The organism is Paenibacillus sp. FSL H7-0918, assembly GCF_038007025.1.
Classification (GTDB): Bacteria; Bacillota; Bacilli; order Paenibacillales; family Paenibacillaceae; genus Paenibacillus_AQ; species Paenibacillus_AQ odorifer.
This window is the reverse complement of sequence record NZ_JBBOWJ010000004.1, coordinates 243,446-264,888: the sequence shown is the minus strand read 5'-3', so window position 1 is coordinate 264,888 and position 21,443 is coordinate 243,446. Positions and strand designations below refer to the sequence as shown.

General features: G+C 43.5%; 11 protein-coding genes. 9 read left to right on the top strand and 2 right to left on the bottom strand.

Annotated elements, in window-relative coordinates:
* Positions 1-117 precede the first annotated feature (117 nt).
* Positions 118-3,264 carry an alpha-mannosidase gene (locus tag MHI15_RS26145; protein WP_341165069.1) on the bottom strand — a complete coding sequence of 1,049 codons (3,147 nt, stop codon included), beginning with the start codon at positions 3,262-3,264 and terminating at the stop codon, positions 118-120.
* 280 nt (positions 3,265-3,544) lie between these two features.
* Here MHI15_RS26145 and MHI15_RS26140 point away from each other — a divergent pair, with 280 nt between their 5' ends.
* The 8 genes from MHI15_RS26140 (at position 3,545) to MHI15_RS26105 (ending at position 18,051) form a co-directional block, all read left to right on the top strand.
* Positions 3,545-5,353, top strand: a complete 1,809-nt coding sequence (locus MHI15_RS26140; protein WP_341165068.1) for a cache domain-containing sensor histidine kinase — start codon at positions 3,545-3,547, stop codon at positions 5,351-5,353.
* On the top strand, positions 5,328-6,902 hold the full coding sequence (locus tag MHI15_RS26135; RefSeq protein ID WP_076129997.1) for a response regulator transcription factor: 1,575 nt from the start codon (positions 5,328-5,330) through the stop codon (positions 6,900-6,902). The genes MHI15_RS26140 and MHI15_RS26135 overlap by 26 nt, the downstream gene beginning before the upstream one ends.
* A gap of 281 nt (positions 6,903-7,183) precedes the next feature.
* Positions 7,184-8,113: an ABC transporter permease gene (locus MHI15_RS26130; RefSeq protein ID WP_076129998.1), complete on the top strand. Its 930-nt coding sequence runs from the start codon at positions 7,184-7,186 to the stop codon at positions 8,111-8,113.
* Between the two features lie 18 nt (positions 8,114-8,131).
* On the top strand, positions 8,132-9,055 hold the full coding sequence (locus MHI15_RS26125; protein ID WP_038569957.1) for a carbohydrate ABC transporter permease: 924 nt from the start codon (positions 8,132-8,134) through the stop codon (positions 9,053-9,055).
* An 85-nt stretch (positions 9,056-9,140) separates the two neighbouring features.
* Entirely contained in the window at positions 9,141-10,658 is a 1,518-nt protein-coding gene (locus MHI15_RS26120; RefSeq protein ID WP_076129999.1) for an ABC transporter substrate-binding protein, read from the top strand.
* Positions 10,659-10,783: 125 nt separating this feature from the next.
* Positions 10,784-12,103, top strand: coding sequence for a glycoside hydrolase family 125 protein (locus MHI15_RS26115; RefSeq protein ID WP_341165067.1), 1,320 nt, complete (start codon positions 10,784-10,786; stop codon positions 12,101-12,103).
* Positions 12,100-15,252, top strand: coding sequence for a beta-galactosidase (locus tag MHI15_RS26110; RefSeq protein ID WP_341165066.1), 3,153 nt, complete (start codon positions 12,100-12,102; stop codon positions 15,250-15,252). The genes MHI15_RS26115 and MHI15_RS26110 overlap by 4 nt, the downstream gene beginning before the upstream one ends.
* A gap of 45 nt (positions 15,253-15,297) precedes the next feature.
* Positions 15,298-18,051, top strand: a complete 2,754-nt coding sequence (locus MHI15_RS26105; RefSeq protein ID WP_341165065.1) for an alpha-mannosidase — start codon at positions 15,298-15,300, stop codon at positions 18,049-18,051.
* Between the two features lie 70 nt (positions 18,052-18,121).
* Here MHI15_RS26105 and MHI15_RS26100 read toward each other — a convergent pair whose 3' ends face one another.
* Positions 18,122-18,559 (bottom strand): MarR family transcriptional regulator, encoded by a 438-nt coding sequence (locus MHI15_RS26100; RefSeq protein ID WP_076277474.1) that lies wholly within the window; start codon positions 18,557-18,559, stop codon positions 18,122-18,124.
* 257 nt (positions 18,560-18,816) lie between these two features.
* Between MHI15_RS26100 and uvrA the strand changes: the two genes are divergently transcribed.
* Entirely contained in the window at positions 18,817-21,321 is a 2,505-nt protein-coding gene (gene uvrA / locus MHI15_RS26095) for an excinuclease ABC subunit UvrA (RefSeq protein ID WP_341165064.1), read from the top strand.
* Positions 21,322-21,443: the final 122 nt, after the last annotated feature.

Below are 21,443 nucleotides of genomic sequence, written 5' to 3'. Positions count from 1 at the left end.
GATCACTCATTACACAAGGTGTATACCTAAAATCATAAAACAATCATGAGAAAATATATAAAGAGGTGTCCTCGCAGCCTTTGATCCATGGCTACAGGGACACCTCGATTGTGTATGTTACTTTATTAATTTTGCTGCTTCGATTTCAAATGTTTTTAGTTCGTAAGGTTCAAGTATAAAAGTAATGACAGGTTCAGTGTGGACTTCCCCTTCAGGACGCTCCATTAGATTACACTCTTGCCACGAAATAATATTCAAGTCGCTAGTCATATCAATTTGCTGACGGCTTCCGGAATAGTCGTGCACACGTACGATTAATTTTTGACCATCCTCAGACTTCTTGATCGCAGAAACCATAACCGTCTGAGTAGAAAGGCGAATAAGCGACTTGGATGCTCCTTCTGCTTGCCCCATGGTGCTCCGTAGAGGGTTGTTGACGGACCAAGCTTGACGGACGGTGTCACCCTGTAGCCAATCCCCATTATGAGGCAGGATAGCGTAGGTGAAAGTATGTTCACCTTGATCCGCTTCAGGGTCAGGGTGCGTTGCCGATTTGATTAAGGATAGACGCATCACATTATCCTTGATGTCATAACCGTATTTGCAGTCGTTCAGCAAGCTAACGCCATAACCACGATCTGATAAATCTGCCCACTGATGCCCCACAGTCTCGAATCTAGCGTAATCCCAGCTAGTGTTCCAATGTGTTGGACGCGTAACATTACCGAACTGGATATCATAAGTGGCTTCGGTAGCTCGTATTGCAACAGGGAAAGCTACCTTCATTAGCTGTTGTCGCTCATGCCAGTCTACCTTTGTCACGAAATCGATACGACGATGGTGTGCATGTAAGATCATTTGCTGCTTAATCGTGGAATCCATATAACTCCATGTGAATTGTACAACACATCGCAGTGAACCCTTTTCTATGACTTCAATGCTGCGGCAGTCGGTGACTTCACGTTTCTTTTGCTGATAGTAGATGTCAATGTCCCAAGCTTCATGGGCTAGGGGTTTATCTTCAAACACTTGGAACACGTTACCGTGACTTCCGTTTGCTAATACTTGTCTTTGTTCATTTATATCATAGATGGATACTAATTGACCTTGTTCGTTCCATTCAATTTCGAAGTGAGGCGTTGAGATTCCTGATTCATTTAGCTTGAATGGAGCGCTTAGTGACTTAGAATTCACATCTTCTACGAAGGAGATCGTTGTGTATCCAAGAGAAGGAATGTTAGATACTTCAACGATCCAGCGCTCACCTTCACGCTGAGCTTGTAGTTGTTTTCCTTCTGAGCTTATCCAATGTCCTGTTTCCATCCCGGCTTCAACAGTAATTTCTACGAGTTCTGTCAGCTCCCAAGCAGCATTGTTCCAGATCGTATATTTACCGGCTTCATTTCCGCTCACAAGTGCCTTACTGGATTGCTCCCAGACAGACTGACCTATTGCTTCTGCTTGTGCATATTCAATTGTACTGTCTTCATACACTTCACGAATCGAAGAGCCCGGAATAATATCATGGAATTGGTTGCGCAAAATAATTCTCCAGCCCTCGTCTAAATCGGTCTGACGATAGTTCGACCAGTCACCTGTCATTACACTTTGCAGTGTATTTAGCCATTCCGCCTCACGGTATAGCAGTTCAAGCTTACGGTTCATCCGCTTATTGTAGGCTTGGCTTGTGTAGGTGCCGCGGTGATATTCTAAGTAAAGCTCGCCATCCCATACATGGACATAACGATCTGTATTTGCAACAGTTTCTTGCAGGGTACGGAAGTAGTCTCCCGCTGTTCCTGTTTCAATCTTCGGCAGACCGGGAAGATCGTTTAACCGACGGCGCATCTCTAGCATTTCACGGTTCACACCCCCGCCACCATCGCCATATCCGTAAGAAAGTAACAGATTGCGATTTACTTCTTTATCCCGGTAAGTATCCCAAATTCCTTTTACAGTCTTAGGAATAATCCGGCCATTATAAGTGTAGAACCAAGAATCTTCTTCGGACCAAGGCTCTGGTGTTGTAATAAAGTGTGTTAACACCTCTGTGCCATCAATCCCACGCCATTGAAAGGTATCATGGGGCATCCGGTTATATTGATTCCAGCTAATTTTTGTGGTCATGAAGGTATTAATTCCTGATTTTTTTAGAATTTGTGGCAAGGACCAGCTGTAGCCAAATACGTCCGGCAGCCATAAATAGTCACATTCAACCCCAAATTCATTACGTAAGAAGCGAGTTCCATAGAGTAATTGACGGACTAGAGACTCCCCTGAGGTCAAGTTGCAATCTGCCTCAAGCCACATACCTCCGCCAGCTTCCCAGCGTCCTTCAGCCACACGTTCACGAATATTTTCATAGATTTCTGGATAGTCATTTTTGATATATTCATAGAGTTGCGGCTGAGTCTGTAAAAAGGTATAGTCCGGGAACATTTCCATCAGACGTAGTACGGTTGAGAAGGAACGCGCACATTTCTCACGGGTGTGTTTCAATTGCCACAACCAAGCTACATCAATATGGGTATGGCCAATACAGGTAACTGTGACGGGTGAGGACTTCTCCATTTTGTTAATTTCATCACGCAAATAATTGCGGGCTTCCCCGATCGAAGCGTAGAAGTTGTCTGAACCTGGACGAGACCAGTCGATCAGAAGAAAGGAGCGGTCTACTGTACTCATAAGTTGTGTATATTCTGGAGTTTTGGCATCGAGTACGTTCAGCGTCTCAACTACAGCAAGCGCGGTAAAATAGAAATCATCCGTTGCTTCATCCAGCCAACAAATTTCAGCCATGCGAATGCCATGTGTCTGATCTTTTTTAGGGCCGCCACCTTCGAGTCCCGACCATAACCGGAAGGTAAGTGGAAGCTGAGTGCCTGCCGTTTCATTTGGCAAGAACACTTCGGTATGATTGGAATCCACACCTTGATAGGGTTTGCCGTCAAAAAAGAATAAAGATTCAAATCCGGAGTTATTTCCAGCACCCGTCTCGCCAAAATCAAATCGACCCAGTACTCTACGGCCTGCCCAAGAGGCAGGCACGTCTATATTTGTAGTTAGCCATAAATACAAATCGCGGCCTTTCCAAGTATCTCCAACTCGTAGCTTAGACCATTCTCCATCCACGGGCGGTTCGGCTGCAATTTCACCTTGTTCGTCAATCATTGAGTTGAAAAAAGGAATGTGTATACGATCCCGGTAACGATATTCGGAAATTTCGTTTAGTTGGGAGTTGAGTTTGCGTTTGGTTAGAAACATGAGTAATAGCCCCTCCAATATGTTGATGGGGGACGAGGAGATTAAGATCTATTTGGGTTATTATAGGTTTGTTTGGGGGGTAGAAGTCAACTATAGACGATTTTGTGTGAGTTGTAAACTCTCGGTGGAGAGAAAAGTTGGAGCGCTAGAATATATAAATAAAAAAATGCATGCGCTTCCATTGCAGAAAAAGAAGTGTGATGTTAAGCTTCTAATCCTAAAGGTGATATTCAGAAAGAAGGTGGCTTTGTTGAATGTAAAGAAATTTTATCAAAACCATTTGCAGAAAAAACTGTTCAATAAAATTTTAGCTATATACTCTTCGATCATTATAATTACGTTAATTGCCTCATCCATTACCGTATATAAATACTATGAACAGACGATCACTCGCCAACATGTAGATGCCAATCGGGAGGTGCTGGATTATGTAAGTTTGTATATGAATCAGCAGTACGAAAGCATCCAAGTAGCCATCCAGCAAATTTATAGCGATGCCTCTGTCAGTGAGGATTTGTCTTACTTTTTGCAAAATGATTATGGGGATTATCTTAAATACCGTTTAGATCAATATGCAGACATAGGGAGCTCCGTTCCTCATACGTTCGATACTTATTTCAAAACCTATTTGAATCAGAAAAACGGGATTTATGACGTTATTTTATACAGTACAGAGAAAGAATTTTATTATTTATATAAAAATAATACCCGACAATTCTACTTGAGCGACATGGACGGTTCTAAGCAAAAGTTATCCTTACCGAAGAATGGCTGGGTCTCGCATGAAACCAAATTAGTGCTTAAGGAAATAAGAGAAGACAATAACAATTTGTATACAATGACTAGGGAAATTAAAGATCCGATTACACTGAAAACGATCGGGATGCTCATAGTAGATTTTGACGCAGAACTTATTTCAAAATGGCTTGGCACAAAAGTTGCAGAAAATAATGGTCAATTGTTGGTCTTAACCCCAAGCGGTGACGTTATATATGATTCATTGGGAAGGTATATGGGACAGCGATATCCACATCTCGATGCGCTTCATGCGGATGGCTGGACAACACTGGATGGGATCTCCAAGGTTAACTTAAATACAACGAATAGCTCAGGTCTTATTATGGCAGGGATCATTCAGAAGTCACAGGTCAACAACGAAATGAAAACGGTTCGAACTTGGATTATCGGGATTACCACAGCGCTTATTATTACTGCAATGTCTTTTACATACGGAATTATTTTACGTTTTTCTAAAAAAGTGAAGATCATTATCAAATCTATGAAGCGCTTACAGGAAGGTGATTTAAGCACACGTATTCACCTAAATCGAGAAGATGAATTGCAGCTAATTGCCAACAACTTTAACTATATGTGTGAAAGATTAGAACTCTATATTAATAAAGTGTACATTTCGGAGCTTACGCAGAAAAATGCAGAGCTAGTTGCACTTCAATCGCAGATTAATCCACACTTTTTATATAACACACTTGAGGCGATTAGGATGCGGGCAATTACGCAAGGAGCGAAGGATGTAGGTCAGATGATTTACATTTTATCGACATTATTTCGAACGATGATTAAGAAAAGCATGGTCGTTACAATATCTGATGAGATTGAATACTGCAATTTGTATCTGGAGTTGTTTCAGATTAGACATAAAGATAGGCTCCAAATCATATCACAAATAAGTCCAGTTGCCATGAATTGTTCTATCGTTAAATTGCTCATCCAACCGGTCATTGAAAATTATATTGTTCACGGATTTAGACCTGACCGTTTTGGCAATCTCATCCGTATTGAAGTTACTGAATCTGGCGGGGAAATTCAAATTGCTATAAGTGATAACGGGAATGGAATTACTGCCAGCAAGCTGACAGAGCTACAGCAAATGCTTCAAGTCAGTATGAGAATGGATGAACCTCCTTCTTCGGTAGGCCTATGTAATGTGAATGAACGAATTAAACTTTATTATGGGACTGAATATGGATTAACGATCGCTAGTGAAGTAAATAAAGGAACAATAGTCATCATGAATATACCAGTAGTAAGGGAGAGTACTAATAATGCACAATATACTTATCGTGGATGATGAACCTCTTATTCTTGAAGGATTACGTTCAGTGATTGAATGGGAAAAATATGGATTGAGAATCGCGGGACAAGCGTCTAATGGGGAAGAAGCTTTAGAATTTCTACGCAATCATAATGAAGGGATCGACATATTAATTACTGACATTACGATGCCAAAACTTACGGGACTTGAACTGATTCAGCAAATAAAGGTTTTTGATTCAAAAATGAGGTTTATAATCTTGAGCGGGTATGAGCAATTTGAGTATTTAAAAGCTGGAATGAGTCTAGGCATTGAAAATTATATTCTCAAACCCATTAATATACATGAGTTGGAATCAACCATTGAACAAATTGTTGAAGTGCTGAATCAAGAGGATGTTGAACAATTTCATGCTAAAGAGGATTGGCAAGTTCTACGCAATAATATTCTAAACCGCTGGGTAACTGGCAATATAGGCCGGCAGGAGCTACAGCACCGTTCAAAAGTCTTAAATATCTCACTGGACTGTTCATTTTTTACGGTGGCTGCGATTCGGCTTATCACCGAACAGGATGACGATGAGGGCCAGGATAAACTCCATAGGAATCAGCTTATGGATGAATGTTATCGTATCGCTGTGAAATCATTAGAGCAACTTGGAACCGTTATTGTATTTATAGATATGGAAGGTGATCTTGTTCTTATTATTGCTGAGCGGGCTGAAGCTGAGAACAAAGAAGAGCTTTATTGTGTACTGGAGCAAGTGCAATGTGAGATTATGCATGAGTTAGAAAAGTCTGTCTGGATAACGATAGGAAGTAAGGAGCATGCTTTTCAGGAAGTCCCAAATAGTTATAAAAAGGCGAAGAGTTTATATGTTGATCATCTTATGCTACCGGGTTACCCGATTATAGATGTGGAACAACTATCAAAGATGGTTCTGCATGAGGAGAAGCTCGAAATTGATTATGAGGAATTCACCAAATTATTATTATCTGGAGACCGGGAGGCTACGAACCAATTTATCGCAGAAACGTTCGAAAAGCTGTTTGGCTGTGGCATGATTACCCGCATTGATAATTACAACGTAGCGATTGAGTTAATGTTGATTGCTAAGAAAATGGAGAAAAACTCTAATTTTAGTGCCGTGTTTAATCCATTGCTGCGCATACATACTATTGAGCAATTGGTGCACCATGTGCAGGAAAGTGTGAAAGAAACACTAGACCAATTATCATTAGTAAATGATGAGCTCAGTCCGAATATGAGATATATGGTTGATCAAGTAAGCAAACACTATAGAGAAGAGCTATCCCTGAAAACGCTCAGTCAGCGTATGGAAATGCATCCTAATTATTTGGGCCAGCTATTTCAGAAGGAAATGGGCCGTAGTTTCTCTGATTATGTTAATCAATTTCGAATTGAAAAGGCAAGACAATTGCTGCTTCAAACTACGTTACTAACCAACGAAATTGCAGCTGAAGTAGGATATCCGGATCCAGCATATTTCTATCGCCAGTTTAAAAAATCAGTAGGTGTATCGCCGACAGAGCTTCGGAATATGTACAAAAAAGCAAGATCCTAAAATAAAGGAAATGTTCCTGAGTATCACGTTCAAGTACGGGCTTCATGGACGTTGATAACGAGAATGTTTCCTTTTTTTTTGCTCAAATTTAAGGGGAAATAGACTTTTTAAATGTCCTTTCTGCTGTGGATCTTTAATTTTTACATCTGATTCTGGAGTTTTTCAACTTTATGAAACCGCTTTTATAGCGCAGAATTAAGGGTAGTTAAAGGGGCGAGGGAAAAAGATCGAAGGGATATATAGGGGTTGTTTGGGGATAGAGAGAAGGGGGATGTGGAATAATGCCTGCATTTTTCAAAAGTTTAATTAAGGATAAAGTACTCTGGTTTATGGTATTACCAGGGACATTATGGTTCCTGATCTTTTGCTACTTACCGATGTTTGGAACAGTAATTGCATTCAAGGATTTCAAGATTCATCGGGATGGATTCTTTGCAAGCGTTTTAAATAGTAAGTGGGTTGGCCTTGAAAATTTTAACTTTTTGTTCTCGACGGAGGACGCCTATATCATTACAAGAAATACGATTCTTTATAACTTGGCGTTGATCTCTCTCGGTTTAGTTCTTGCGGTGGGCATTGCGATCACCTTAAATGAACTTGTAAACAAACGGATGGCTAAAGTTTATCAAACGGCGATGTTTATGCCTTACTTCCTTTCTTGGGTCATTATTAGTTTCTTTACCTTCAGCTTTCTGAGTGTAGATAAAGGAATATTGAATCAAGTGGTTGTTTACTTCGGAGGCGATCCTATTTCCTGGTATGGGGATACTCGCTTTTGGCCATATATCCTAATTTTCATGGGGATTTGGAAATCAATTGGTTATTCAAGTGTTGTTTACTTAGCGGCTATAGCGGGTATCGACAAGTCCTACTATGAAGCAGCTATGATTGATGGGGCCAGCAAATGGCAGCAGATTAAGTTTATTACACTTCCTTTGCTTAAACCTTTAATGGTAACGCTAACGATTTTAGCGATTGGTGGTATTTTTAGATCGGACTTCGGTTTATTCTATCAAATCCCTCGGGATTCAGGTGTTCTATACTCCGTAACGAATGTTATCGATACTTATATTTATCGCAGCATGAGTACGACAGGTAATCTAGGGATGAGTACAGCAGCGGGTCTATATCAATCGATTGTTGGATTTATCATGGTGCTTGTAACGAATTCTATTGTGAAAAAGATCAGCAAAGAGAATGCGATATTCTAGAAAGGAGTTAGTGACGTTATGGCAGTATTCAAACGTAAGCCAAAAGAAATCGACAACAACGCCATTACTCCTTTATGGAATGTGGTACTCAATATTATAATTGGCATCTTCGCTTTTACTTGTGTGTTTCCGTTCTTGTTTGTCATAGCCATTTCTTTTACAGATGAGAAAGTACTTGCTCTAAATGGATTTAGCTTGTTACCCGAAAAATATAGTTTAGCAGCTTATCAGTTTGTTTTTAACACAGGTGATCAATTGCTTCGTTCCTTTGGAGTTACTTTGATGGTTACTGTACTAGGTACGCTCATTAGTTTATTTTTAATAACAACTTATGCGTATGTTCTCTCTCGAAGATCATTTCGCTATCGTAATTATTTCAGCTTCTTCGCCTTCTTCACGATGTTATTCTCAGGCGGAATGGTTCCCAACTATATCGTGGCTACGCAGTTTTTACATTTGTACAACACGATATGGGCTTTAATATTGCCCATCGCGATGAATGCATTCTTTATTCTAGTAATGCGGACCTTCTTCCAGACTAGCGTACCTGATGCACTCATTGAGGCTGCCAAAATTGATGGGTCTGGTGAGTTTCGGACCTTCCTGCAAATTGTACTTCCAATCTCTTTACCGGGGATTGCAACGATTGGATTGTTCTGTACGCTGGGCTATTGGAATGATTGGTTTAATGCCCTGCTGTATATAGATGATGCGAGTCTTGTTCCACTCCAAGCGATGCTGATGCGAATTCAGAATAATATGGAGTTTGTCATTCAGAACAGTATGCAGATGGGATCAAGCTTTGAGATTGCTGCAACCTTGCCAACAGAAACCGTTCGTATGGCGATGGTTGTACTGGCGACCTTGCCTATAGCACTAGCGTATCCGTTCTTCCAAAAGTATTTTGTACAAGGCTTAACCGTGGGCTCTTTAAAGGAGTAACACTACTAAGATGTATTTATTCGAATCGCTAGGACAGGAATCGATATAAATAAAGCATTCATTAATCTAAAGGGGGAAAATAGAAATGAAAATGAAAAAAGGCTTAACACTCGCTCTTGCAGGGACAATGCTTTTTTCTGGCCTTCTAGCTGGATGTGGTTCGAATAATAATACAAATGCTGCTAAAGAAACAAACAATTCAGCGGCAGCAGGGAATTCAGCAGGGAACACATCAGAATTAAAGCCATATGAGTTGAAGATGTATTTAATTGGTGGACCTCAAAAGGATTTGGATCTTGTCTTAAAAGAAGTTAATAAATATACCCAAGAAAAAATTAACGCGACGTTGAACATTACGATGTTCGATTGGGGCGATTACGATAAGAAGATGCAAGTCATCACCGCTTCTGGTGAGCCTTATGATATTGCCTTTACCTCTTCTTGGACAAATGATTTCCGCCGTAACGCAGCTAATGGTACGTTCTTGGGTCTGAATGATCTGCTAGATAAGTATGGTAAGGAAACGAAAGAAGTTTTGGACCCTCGTTTCTTAGAAGGAACTAAGATTAAAGGTGAGATCTATGGTGTTCCTGTAAATAAGGAGCTTGGACAGCAATGGGTATGGCGCTTCAATAAGAAATATGTTGATAAATACAACATGGACATTTCCAATATCCGTACATTGGATGATCTAGAGCCACTTCTTAAAACGATTAAAGAGAACGAGCCGGCTGATATTACACCGCTAGCTGTTCCTAAAGGCTTTAAACCATTTATGCCATTTGACTATGTACTAGGTGATGAGCTACCTATCGGGGTCTATATGGATTCCACAGATGGCAAGGTTGTTAATATTCTGGAGACACCTGAACTTGCAACATCGTTAGATACGATGCGTAGACTTTACACAGCAGGTTACTTACGCCCAGACGTTGCAACACTTGAAGGTATTGATAACATTAAGACCGGTAAATGGTTTGCCGATCGCGAAATTACACAGCCTTATGCAGAAAAAGGTTGGTCTCGTTCAGCAGGTTATGAAATTGTAACTTCGCCTATGCATGAGCCTTATGTATATACACAGTCCGCCGCAGGTTCGATGCACGCGATTTCCGTAACCTCAGGTGATCCTGAGCGCGCGATGATGTTCTTGAATCTTTTGAATACAGATAAGTACTTACGCAATTTGCTCAACTATGGTATTGAAGGAACACATTATAAGAAAATCTCTGACAATGTCATTGAAGATCTGCCAGCTATGCAAGATAGCTATGCAATGCCAGGCTTCACACTTGGGAACATGTTACTGACTTATCTGCATGCTGATGACCCTGCTGATAAATGGGATGCTTTCAAGAAGTTTAATGATTCTTCAAAAGAAGCCCCTACCTTCGGTTTTGCATTTGATCCTACACCTGTAAAAACAGAAGTAGCGGCTATCAACAACGTAACTAAAGAATTTATGCCAGCGCTATACACAGGTTCTGTTGATCCTAAAACATATCTGCCAAAAGCAGCGAAGAAATTTAAAGAAGCTGGACTTGATAAAGTCATTGCAGAAGTTCAAAAGCAACTTGATGAGTGGAACCAGACAAAGAAATAAGCTAATGAACGTAACACGCCTAAGATTAATCACTAAAGGTAACACAAATAGGATTAGTGGAGACGGGCAGCTATGCTGCCCGTCTCTCTATCTATCCCCATTTATTATGAAGGAGTAGTGAGAATATGGAAAAATTCCGACTTCCCACCATCTCTATGCCGAAGCTGCCGCTTCCTCAAGCGGTTCAAGAAGTATTGAACGAAGCAGAGGAGAAGTTAGCTCATCGGCCAAAGCTGTTGCAGCTTTTTAAGAACTGTTTTCCCAATACGCTTGAGACAACGACTAAGCTTATGGATGATGGGACAACGTTTGTAATTACAGGAGATATCCCAGCTTCTTGGTTGCGAGATTCTGTGGAGCAGGTTATGCACTACGTGCCCTTTGCTAAAAACGATCCCGATCTTCAGCGGATTATTGGCGGGTTAATTAAACGTCATATCGAGTATATTCATATCGATCCGTACGCCAATGCGTTTAATGAGTCAGCGAATGATTGGCATTGGAGCACTAGCGATATTACGGAAATGTCCCCCTGGGTGTGGGAGCGTAAATTCGAGATCGATTCTCTTTGTTTTTCCATGCGTCTGGCTTATGCCTATTGGAAAGAAACCGGAAAGGCTGATATATTCGACGCCGGATTTAAGGCAGCAATGTTCAAAATATTCAACCTGTTCAAAACTGAACAGCGCCATAGTGAATTATCTCCATACCGCTTTACGCGTAACAATGGGATTCCTGAAGATACACTGCGTAATAACGGTCTAGGTATGCCTGTTAATTACACGGGTATGGTCTGGTCCGGATTCCGCTCGAGTGATGATGCATGCGACTTTCATTACAACATCCCGGGGAATATGTTCGCTGTTGTTGCATTACGTCATATGCAGGAATTCGCTGAATGGGTATTCCGTGATCTTGAATTTCTGGAACAGCTTAAAGCATTAGAAGCTGAGATTGATCACGGAATTCAATTGTATGGTATTTATCGTCATCCGAAATTCGGTCCAATCTACGCCTACGAGACCGATGGTTATGGCAACTACTGCTTGATGGATGATGCGGGAACACCAGGACTCCTGTCGATTCCTTATCTCGGCTATGTTACCGCAGAGGATGAAATTTATCAGAATACGAGACGATTTGCTCTGAGCAAGGAGAATCCTTTTTATTTTGAAGGAACCGCAGCGAAGGGAATCGGCAGTCCGCATACTCCCAAAGACTACATCTGGCATATGGCATTATCGATGCAAGGTTTGACGGCTTCAACTAAGGAAGAAAAGCTGGAGATGCTTGCGATGTTAGAAGCTACAGATGCGGATACTGGCTTTATGCATGAGGGATTCCATGTTAATGATCCGAATACGTTCACTAGAAAATGGTTCGCCTGGTCCAATAGTCTGTTCTCCCAACTTGTCTATAAAATGATGAAGGAAGGACTACTATGAGCAGCCTGAGCAGACCTGTAATCATATTTTATGATTCTGATTTTCCAATTTCCAGTCCCATTCCTAGCGATGCGATTACATCCATGAGTGAGTTCGGATCTATTGTAAGTGAGAATCAGCTTGCACAAACGCTGCACGAAACGAAAGGCGGCTGTTTCATCAATCTGCATGCACCCTATTTCCCGAAAGCGGCCTGGATAGCCATTCTTGAATACCTGCAAAGAGGTGGCGGGCTGATTAGCATTGGAGGCGCACCCTTCAAACAACCTGTTCGTTGGGAAAATGGCCGATGGCATGTCGAAGCGGAGCAGACTTCCTATCATCAGGAGCTGTATATTCATGAGGCACTTCGTGTTGAATGCTCACGCAACCATTCATTGCTTGCCTTGGATGTCATTCCTCTGCTTAAGGGTCAAGAATCTCTTTTTCTAACGAGTGCGGACACATGGAACCTCGTGCCACATACGACAAAGACGAGTGATTTACCACATCAAATGGGCTCGGCAGGTCCGATGAGCACACGGATTTATCCGCTCTTAAAGGGAATTACGTCCGAGGGTCGAGAAACGGCTGCCCCAGTGGTTCTTTGGGAGAATACGATTGGTTTATATGCAGGTTCACGCTGGCTGTTCGTAAATACACCTGCAACAGCTTCTTTTTGGGAGCAAAAAGGTCCTTCCGCGATATCCAATTGGGCTCGTTTCTGCAGCAAGGGTGTTACGGAAATGTGGGTTAAGCCCAATTACGCGTCTTATGAATCAGGAGAACGAGCTTCCCTAACCCTTCAGATTCAGCAGCTTGAACGAGTGAGACCTTCTATGCGAAATGAAGATACATGGAATTTCACAATTCATGTAGAGCATGAATCAGATACCTCTTTGAAGTGGTCTCAGAGTTTGGAAATGAAGGCGAATGCAGAACTAAACATGGTGCGTCTGCCTATTCCTTTGGAGATAAGTAGGGGCCTCTACCAGATTGTCTGTGAAGCAGAAGCCAGTGATGGTGAGGTTCGTATTCTGCGCCAAGGGTTCTGGGGTCATGCTCCTGAGCTGCTGGCAGCAGGCCATCCGGTAACGAGCGGCAGAGATTATTTTATAAAAGATGGGCGTCCGCTACCAGTGGTCGGCATGACTTATATGGCGAGTGATGTGGCGCGTAAATTTCTATTTCTGCCGAACGTCGGAGTTTGGGATCGTGATATGGGCCAGATGCGGAAGGCCGGGATTAACTGGATCCGTACAGGGATCTGGACAGCTTATCGCAATGTGATGCAAGACGATGGACATGTCTCGGAAGAAGTATTGCGGGCGATCGACGCCTTCATCATGACGGCGAAAAAGCATGATCTTCAGGTCACCTTTACTTTCTTTTCCTTCACCCCGGAAACTTGGGGAGGGGTGAACCCTTATCTGGACCCACAAAGTGTGGAGGCTCAGAAGCGGTTCATTCGGTCTATTGTATCTCGTCATAAAGATTCTTCGAATGTAGACTGGGATCTTATTAATGAACCGTCGATGTTTGATCCGGACCGTATTTTCTCGGACGGCCCGAGTTCATGCCATGATCGCTTTGAGCGACAAGCTTTTAGGGAATGGCTACAAGAAAGACATGGTGTAATCGAAGTGCTGCAGGAACGCTGGAATATGACGCCCGCACAGCTTCCGGCCTTTGCTTCGGCAGGGCTGCCTGAAGCAAAAGAGATGAACTTCGACGTACAAGATATGCACAGTGCTAAGAGGGGGACACGCTGGTTGGATTATTGTTTGTTCTCTATGGAAATGCATAACCGTTGGGTGAAGCAATTATACGATACCATTAAGGAGCAATGTCCAGCTCAGATGGTTACGGTTGGCCAGGATGAGGGACTAGGAGCGCAGCGTCCTTCGCCGTTTTTCTATGAGGACGCGGTAGATTACACTACTGTGCATTCCTGGTGGTTTAACGACTATTTGATATGGGATGGCATTTTTGCCAAAACCCCCAATAAGCCAAACCTAATTCAGGAGACTGGCGTCATGTATGTAGAAGCTCCAGATGGCCGAGCCAAACGTTCAGAACAAGAGCTGCGGAATTTGCTGGAACGGAAGTATGCTTACGCTTTTGGAACGGCTGGTGCGGGGGCTATTCACTGGATCTGGAATACGAATTTCTATATGGATAATGCGAATGAGTCCCATATCGGAGCACTGAGAGCAGATGGAACCGAGAAGCCTGAGGCAGACGTATCTTATGATTTCGGGAAGTTTATAGAAGGTATCCGTGATATATTTGGTGATCGGAAATTGGAAGAGATTGCGGTGGTGTTCCCTTATTCGAATGATTTCTCTAATCGAAAGTTGGCTTTTGCGTCTACAACAGAGCTTACCCGCATTCTGTCTTATGAGCTCAAGATGTCTTTTCGGGGGGCATCCGAATACCATCTAGATGATTTGGAGAAGAACCCTGCGAAGCTGATTATACTGCCAAGCGCGCATAACTTCGCTGATGCAGCGATGGAACGGTTGTTACATATTGTTGAAGAGACAGGAGCGGTGTTGCTTGCCACTGGCCCGCTCGGAATTGATGCTTATTGGCGTTCATCAGACCGCTTGAATGATATTCTTGGCAAACGTGAATTGCGTAATGTTCGCCGCGAAGAAGTGCTTATGCTTCAAGGTCAAGTACTGCCTGTCTCTTTCGGCCACCGCCGGATAGCTGAGGTGACGAAGGAAACGATCATTCAAAAAAATGGTGGGAGTTCTACTATAGACACTGTCGTGAACCTTCCGCTGGGCAAGGGTCGACTCCTATGGAGTCCACTGCCAGTTGAATTGAGTGAGCGTAGGGATACTACGGCTGCACTTTACCGCTACGCGGTTAATGCTGCTTTTGTGGAACGTGATTTTGAATGGATTAGTGGTGGGGACTTAGCGGGTATCTACGGACGAAAACTGAGCTTTGCTACGGGTGCACTTTTTACCTTCGTGTCGGAATATGCCCAGGATGCAAAGATCGAGGTGAAGGATTCGGCCACTGGCCGAACTTATTCGTTCGTGTTGGAACAGGAACGTTCTGTTCTTTTTGCCACGGATAGTAAAGGAGATTTGCTTGGTGTTTATCGCCCGCAGGAAGTCGAGATTCATGTCAATTATCCACATCTTCTACATTAAGCAACTTGGTAGATAGAACGCATTGCATATAAGGAGGTCTTCACTTTGGAAAGCTCAAAACAATCAATTAGCCCTCAGACAGCCCATATCATTTCCCATACACACTGGGACCGGGAATGGTATCTTCCCTATGAGAAGCATCATGTACGCTTAGTGAAACTGGTTGATGAATTACTGAACCGGTTGGATGAGGATAACGAATTTAAGAGTTTCTATCTGGATGGACAGACGATTATTCTGGAAGATTATCTTCAGGTACGTCCAGAAAATCAAGAGCGGCTACAGAAATATATTACGGAAGGTCGCCTTCTAATAGGACCTTGGTATATTTTGCAGGATGCGTTCCTTACTAGTGGGGAGGCCAATGTTCGTAATATGCAGATTGGCCATCAGGATTCGAAGCGTTACGGGGAACCCTCCAAAATCGGTTATTTTCCGGACACCTTTGGTCTAGTCGGCCAGACTCCACAATTAATGCTGCAATCCGGCATCAATAATGCCTTTTTTGGAAGAGGTGTGAAGCCCACTGGATTCAATAATACGGTGTCGGATGGAGGTTACGAATCCTCATTCTCGGAGCTGATTTGGGAAGGCCCTGATGGATCAAAAGTGCTCGGCATCCTATTTGCCAATTGGTATTCTAACGGAAACGAAGTGCCTGTAAATGAAGCAGAAGCCAAAGTGTTCTGGGAGAAAAAGCTGGCAGATGCGCGGAAGTTTGCCTCTACTGGTGAGCTGCTGTTCATGAATGGTTGTGATCATCAGCCGGCTCAACTGGATTTGCCAGAGGCTATCGAAACTGCGAAGCGGTTGTATCCAGATATGGAGTTCATTCATTCGAACTTTCCTGATTACCTTAAGGCCGTAGAGGGTGTAATGGATCGCAGCAATCTGTCGACTGTAAAGGGCGAACTGCGGAGCCAGCATACCGATGGATGGGGTACGTTAGTGAATACCGCGTCTGCTCGTGTCTATTTGAAACAGAGGAATCAGGAAGGGCAAATCTTGCTTGAAAAGTTGGCCGAGCCACTTGCTTCGTTCGCACATTTACTGGGCAAAGAGTACCCCCATCATCTGTTCACCTATGCATGGAAGACATTAATGCAGAATCATCCGCATGATAGTATTTGTGGATGCAGCGTGGATGAGGTACACCGTGAGATGGTCACCCGTTTTGACAAAAGCCGTCATGTGGCAGAGACCATTGTTGAGGATAGTAAACGAGTGATTGCAGAAGCTGTGGATACGTCCGGGTTTACAGCATATGGTGAAGACGTGCTTCCACTAGTAGCGATGAATATGACGGGTTGGAGTCGCACGGGTACTGTGAGCGTAGAACTTGATGTGGCGCGTCTATATTTGCGAGAAGGATTCTCTCTGGAAGAAACGGCTAGCCGTATGATTGGAATTGACTTGCACGGTCGTATGTTAGTAGACGATCAAGGGAATAACATTGCCTGCCAGCTGAAGGACTTGGGGCTTCAGTTTGGTTATGATTTGCCAGATGATAAGTTCCGTCAGCCGTATATGTGCCGCCGGGTAAGACTTACCTTTGAAGCCGTAGAAGTTCCTGCGCTAGGTCTTCGATCATATGCTTGGGTTCGCCGAGCAGATGCAAAACTGGCAATAGCCGCTGAATCTTTGCTATATGGAGATCGGGTGCTGGAAAATGACGTTATCAAGGTAGTCATTAATGATGATGGTTCGTTTATGCTAAGTGACAAAATTAGTGGAGTGACCTATCAAGATCTTGGTGTATATGAAAACACCGGGGATATCGGCAATGAATATATGTACAAACAGCCAGAGGCTGAACAAGCTTTGACGACTAAAGGACTGAAGGCTAACATTTGTGTACTGGAAAATACATCGTTTCGCGCCGCTATAGAAATTAACCATAACTGGGAGATTCCAGCCTCGGCAGATGATAAGCTGGATGAGGAGCAGCGTGCACTGGTTTATTATCCGGAGCGCAAAGCTCAGCGCAGTAGTGACACAGTCATTCTGAAACTTCGTACTGTAATCTCCTTGGAGCGGGGCGGAAAGGGATTGCATATCGAAACGACAATAGATAACCAGGCCAAAGATCACCGGATTCGTATACTGTTTCCAACAGATTTGAACGCTGCCACGCATCGTGTAGATTCGATGTTCGAGGTTGCTGAGCGGAATATTGAACCAGCCACAGAATGGAAAAATCCGAGTAACACGCAACATCAGCAAGCCTTTGTTGATGTTAGTGATGGGAAAGCGGGTCTAACCGTCGCTAATTTTGGATTAAATGAATATGAAGTGCTGCGAGATGGGCGTAACACTATTGCGATTACGCTGCTACGTTCTGTTGGCGAACTTGGTGACTGGGGGCTATTCCCAACTCCAGAAGCGCAGTGTCTGGGAGAGCATGTTGTTCGTATGGAGCTTATCCCGCACCCTGGTGAGGGTATAATTTCTGGTGCTTATGCTGAAGCTTACCAATTCCAGGTTCCGTGGATTGTATGTCAGACAGATGTACATGCAGGTGTGGTTGCGCCGGTGTATACTCCATTCGATTGGGAGAGTAAGGAACTCGCATTTTCTTCACTGAAAATGAACGAGCAGACTGGAGATATACTGATGCGTTGGTACAACATGAGTCAGCAGAACACCAACCTGGCCTTCCATTCGTCTATTCCACAGCAGTATTTCTATAAAACGACGATTCTAGAAGAGGAGAGCCACCCAGTTTCTAGGGATGAGAAAGGTAGCTTTGACTTACTGATCGGTCCATGCGAAATTGTAACGATTGGTATTAGAAAATAAATGAAAAAGGACGGTGTCCAGAGAGTCGTATGACTTTTGGATATCGTCCTTTTTTGTATAAATACGTATCTTAGGAAGAAGATTTGCCGCGCGCAGTGGATCCAAGATGATCAATCTGCTCTTCCAGAACCGCACTTGCTTGGCCTAAAAACTGCGAAATAAGGGCGAGCTCTTCATCCGTATAAGAAGCTGCGAGCTTAACCATGGCGGTATGGAGCGGTTGGTACGTATTAATGACATCATCTTTATTCTCATATAATGGCACAATAATCACTTTACGGCGGTCATTCGGGTCATTTTGTCTGCGGACATAGCCATTTTTTTCGAGCCGGTCTATTAATGCCGTAACACTGCCTGTGGTCAGACCGGTTAATTTAGACAGTTCTCCAGCAGTGATAGGACCTTTCTCCCGTAGAATATCTATAGATAAGAAATCATTATTGTATAACCCAAGTGAGGCGGCTACATTTTGTTGGTACAATACCGTTCGGTTTCCCAAACTGCGCATAAGCAAGGTGAATTGTTCCTGCTCTGGTGTAGGTTGTTCGTGGCTTGACAAAAGATAACGCTCCTTTTAAAATAATTATATCTTGATAGTCAAGATATTAGATTATAAAGTTATTCTAAAATTTTGTGATTTATCAAATACATTCTATCGAAATTAGAAATGTTTTGCAAAATAATTGCAATCCAACAACTTTGGGCAACCATATGGATAGAAGATATAACTACGAACCAGTGGGTTGAATTGAGAGGGGAATAGATGTGAAAGAGACTATTGTTATTAAAGGGGCAAGAGAGAATAATCTGAAAAATGTCTCGCTCACGATTCCTAAGTATAAGCTAGTTGTCCTGACAGGACCTTCGGGATCAGGGAAATCGACCTTAGCTATGGATACACTTCAGCGGGAATGCCAAAGACAGTATTTGGATTCCATGGGCATGACGTCAGATACGATCAGCAAACCAAAGGTGGAATCTATTATTGGACTGTCTCCGTCCATTAGTGTTGGACAACATATCACCAATCGTAATCCCCGTTCGACAGTTGGGACAGTTACCGACATCTATACGTTTGTCCGGTTTATCTTTTCCAGATTAGGCGAGCGGGTTTGTCCTTCTTGTAGTGGCAGCATCCCACCTTCTTTTGAAGCGAGGGGAATGCTGATCGAGGAAGACGAGGAAATGGATGGTCAAACGATGGGTTGTCCGCATTGCGGAGCTGAGCTTGAGAAGCTGGGCATGTCCCACTTTTCTTTTAATAAACCGGAGGGAGCTTGTGAAGCCTGCGGTGGTGTTGGATCTGTGGCAATTATAAATGAAGCGGCGGTGTTTAATTCAGAGCTTAGTATGCGTGAGGGTGGGGTGGCCTCGCTGAATGGTGTTCATCGTGATATACAGATGCGTATATTAGTGGCTGCTGGCAAGCATTTTGGCTTTGAGTTTGACCCGGATCAGCCCTTAAAAGATTACGGCGAAATTCAGCGCGACTTGTTATATTACGGAGTGGAAAGTGAGGCGTTTAAGCGCCATTTTCCCAATGTTAAGCCGATTCAAGGCACCAAATTTGAAGGCGTCATTCCTGGTTTGTGGCGGCGATACAAGGAGAAGGAAGGAGAAGCTGGTACACAGGAAAAAGACGGCGGATTTTTTCATGAGCAGCAATGCCCGGAATGCCTTGGCGCTCGCCTAAAAAAAGAAGTTCGTCTCGTTCGGGTAGCTGGCGCATTGATTACGGAGGTATCGGATTGGCCATTAAGCGATGTTTACGAGTGGACGAAAGGCTTGGAGGCGGCTTTGCCCGCCGAGGGACTTCATCTGCTTGAACCCATCCTTCACGATATGCCTACCCGACTAAAACGGATTATCGATGTTGGTCTTGGTTATCTTTCCATGAACCGTCAGACGGTCTCCCTCTCTGGTGGAGAGGCACAGCGGCTGCGCCTTGCCTCATTGCTGGGGTCAGGTCTGACTGGAGTGTTATACATTCTAGATGAACCGACGACCGGGCTTCATCCGCGGGATACTGTTGGCCTCATTCGAGTGCTTCAGGAGCTGCGCGATTTGGGTAATACGGTGCTCGTTATCGAGCATGATATCGAGATGATGCGCGCTGCCGATCATATTATTGATATGGGTCCGAGTGCTGGTCTGGACGGAGGGCAAGTTGTTGGCGAGGGCAGCATTGAGGATTTGATGGCAAGCGAGACTTCTGTTACGGGAGCCTATCTTAGAGAAGAGCGTAATAAGACTGCTGCATACGTTCGCCGGAAAGGTGACGGAAAACAAATCACCATCCGACAGGCACAGTACCGGAATATTGATATCCCGGAGGTTTCATTTCCTCTAGATTGTCTAGTTTCTGTAACTGGGGTTTCGGGTTCAGGCAAGTCGACACTAGTCTTTGATATTCTTGCGCAAGGCAGTGCGAAAGAACATGAGCAAATAGGCTGTGCTGAGATTGCGGGCTTAGATCAGGTTGGAAATATAGTGATCTTTGACCAATCGCCCATGGGTAGAATGTTGCGTTCTAATGTAGCGACATATACAGATGTATTCACACATCTGCGCCAGCTGTTTGCTGCATTGCCAGAGGCGAAAAAAAGAAAACTGACCTCCAAGCATTTTTCCTTCAACACACCGGGTGGACGTTGCGAAACCTGTCAGGGTCTTGGGGTGCTGACTGTAGACATGAATTTCTTACCCGATCTGGAGGTTAAATGCCACGCATGCAAGGGGAGAAGATTTACGGATGAGGTTCTCCAGGTGAAATATGATGGATATTCCATCTCGGATCTGCTGGACATGTCCGTACAGGAAAGCTTGCCGATTCTTAAGTCGGAAGCCAAAATGGCGGGGATTATCGAGACATTGTGTGAGGTGGGTCTCGGTTACCTTAAATGGGGACAATCTGTCAAAACCTTATCCGGTGGTGAAGGGCAACGGATTAGACTGGCTAAAGAGCTGAGCAAACCTTCCAAAAACCATACGCTCTATCTGCTTGACGAACCAACAACAGGCCTTCATCCGTCAGACATCAAGCAGCTCCATACCTTATTGAGCAAATTGGTTGATACGGGAAATACCGTCGTAGTTGTGGAGCACAGCTTAGAGCTGATTCGAGAATCCGACTGGGTGATTGACATCGGCCCTGAAGGTGGCGTTGTGGGCGGTAAGCTTGTAGCTGAAGGTACACCGGAGCAGGTTGCTGAAGTGCAGGAATCCTACACAGGGATGTTCCTGAAACGGATTCTGGCTGAAGGGCTGTAATCTAATAAAAAGAGGTGCCCAAAAGCCATGAAAATGGCTGGGGCACCTCTCTTTTTTTGAACTTAAACCAAACCTCTGCTCTCAACTCTAAACTTTGCCTGAACGTCTGAACCAATCCCATT

Excerpts from the sequence above, each read along its gene's own strand:
- MHI15_RS26145 (WP_341165069.1), bottom strand. The coding sequence starts at position 3,264 with ATGTTTCTAACCAAACGCAAACTCAACTCCCAACTAAACGAAATTTCC.
- MHI15_RS26100 (WP_076277474.1), bottom strand. The coding sequence starts at position 18,559 with ATGCGCAGTTTGGGAAACCGAACGGTATTGTACCAACAAAATGTAGCC.
- MHI15_RS26130 (WP_076129998.1), top strand. The coding sequence starts at position 7,184 with ATGCCTGCATTTTTCAAAAGTTTAATTAAGGATAAAGTACTCTGGTTT.
- MHI15_RS26125 (WP_038569957.1), top strand. The coding sequence starts at position 8,132 with ATGGCAGTATTCAAACGTAAGCCAAAAGAAATCGACAACAACGCCATT.
- MHI15_RS26115 (WP_341165067.1), top strand. The coding sequence starts at position 10,784 with ATGGAAAAATTCCGACTTCCCACCATCTCTATGCCGAAGCTGCCGCTT.
- MHI15_RS26120 (WP_076129999.1), top strand. The coding sequence starts at position 9,141 with ATGAAAATGAAAAAAGGCTTAACACTCGCTCTTGCAGGGACAATGCTT.
- MHI15_RS26110 (WP_341165066.1), top strand. The coding sequence starts at position 12,100 with ATGAGCAGCCTGAGCAGACCTGTAATCATATTTTATGATTCTGATTTT.
- MHI15_RS26135 (WP_076129997.1), top strand. The coding sequence starts at position 5,328 with ATGCACAATATACTTATCGTGGATGATGAACCTCTTATTCTTGAAGGA.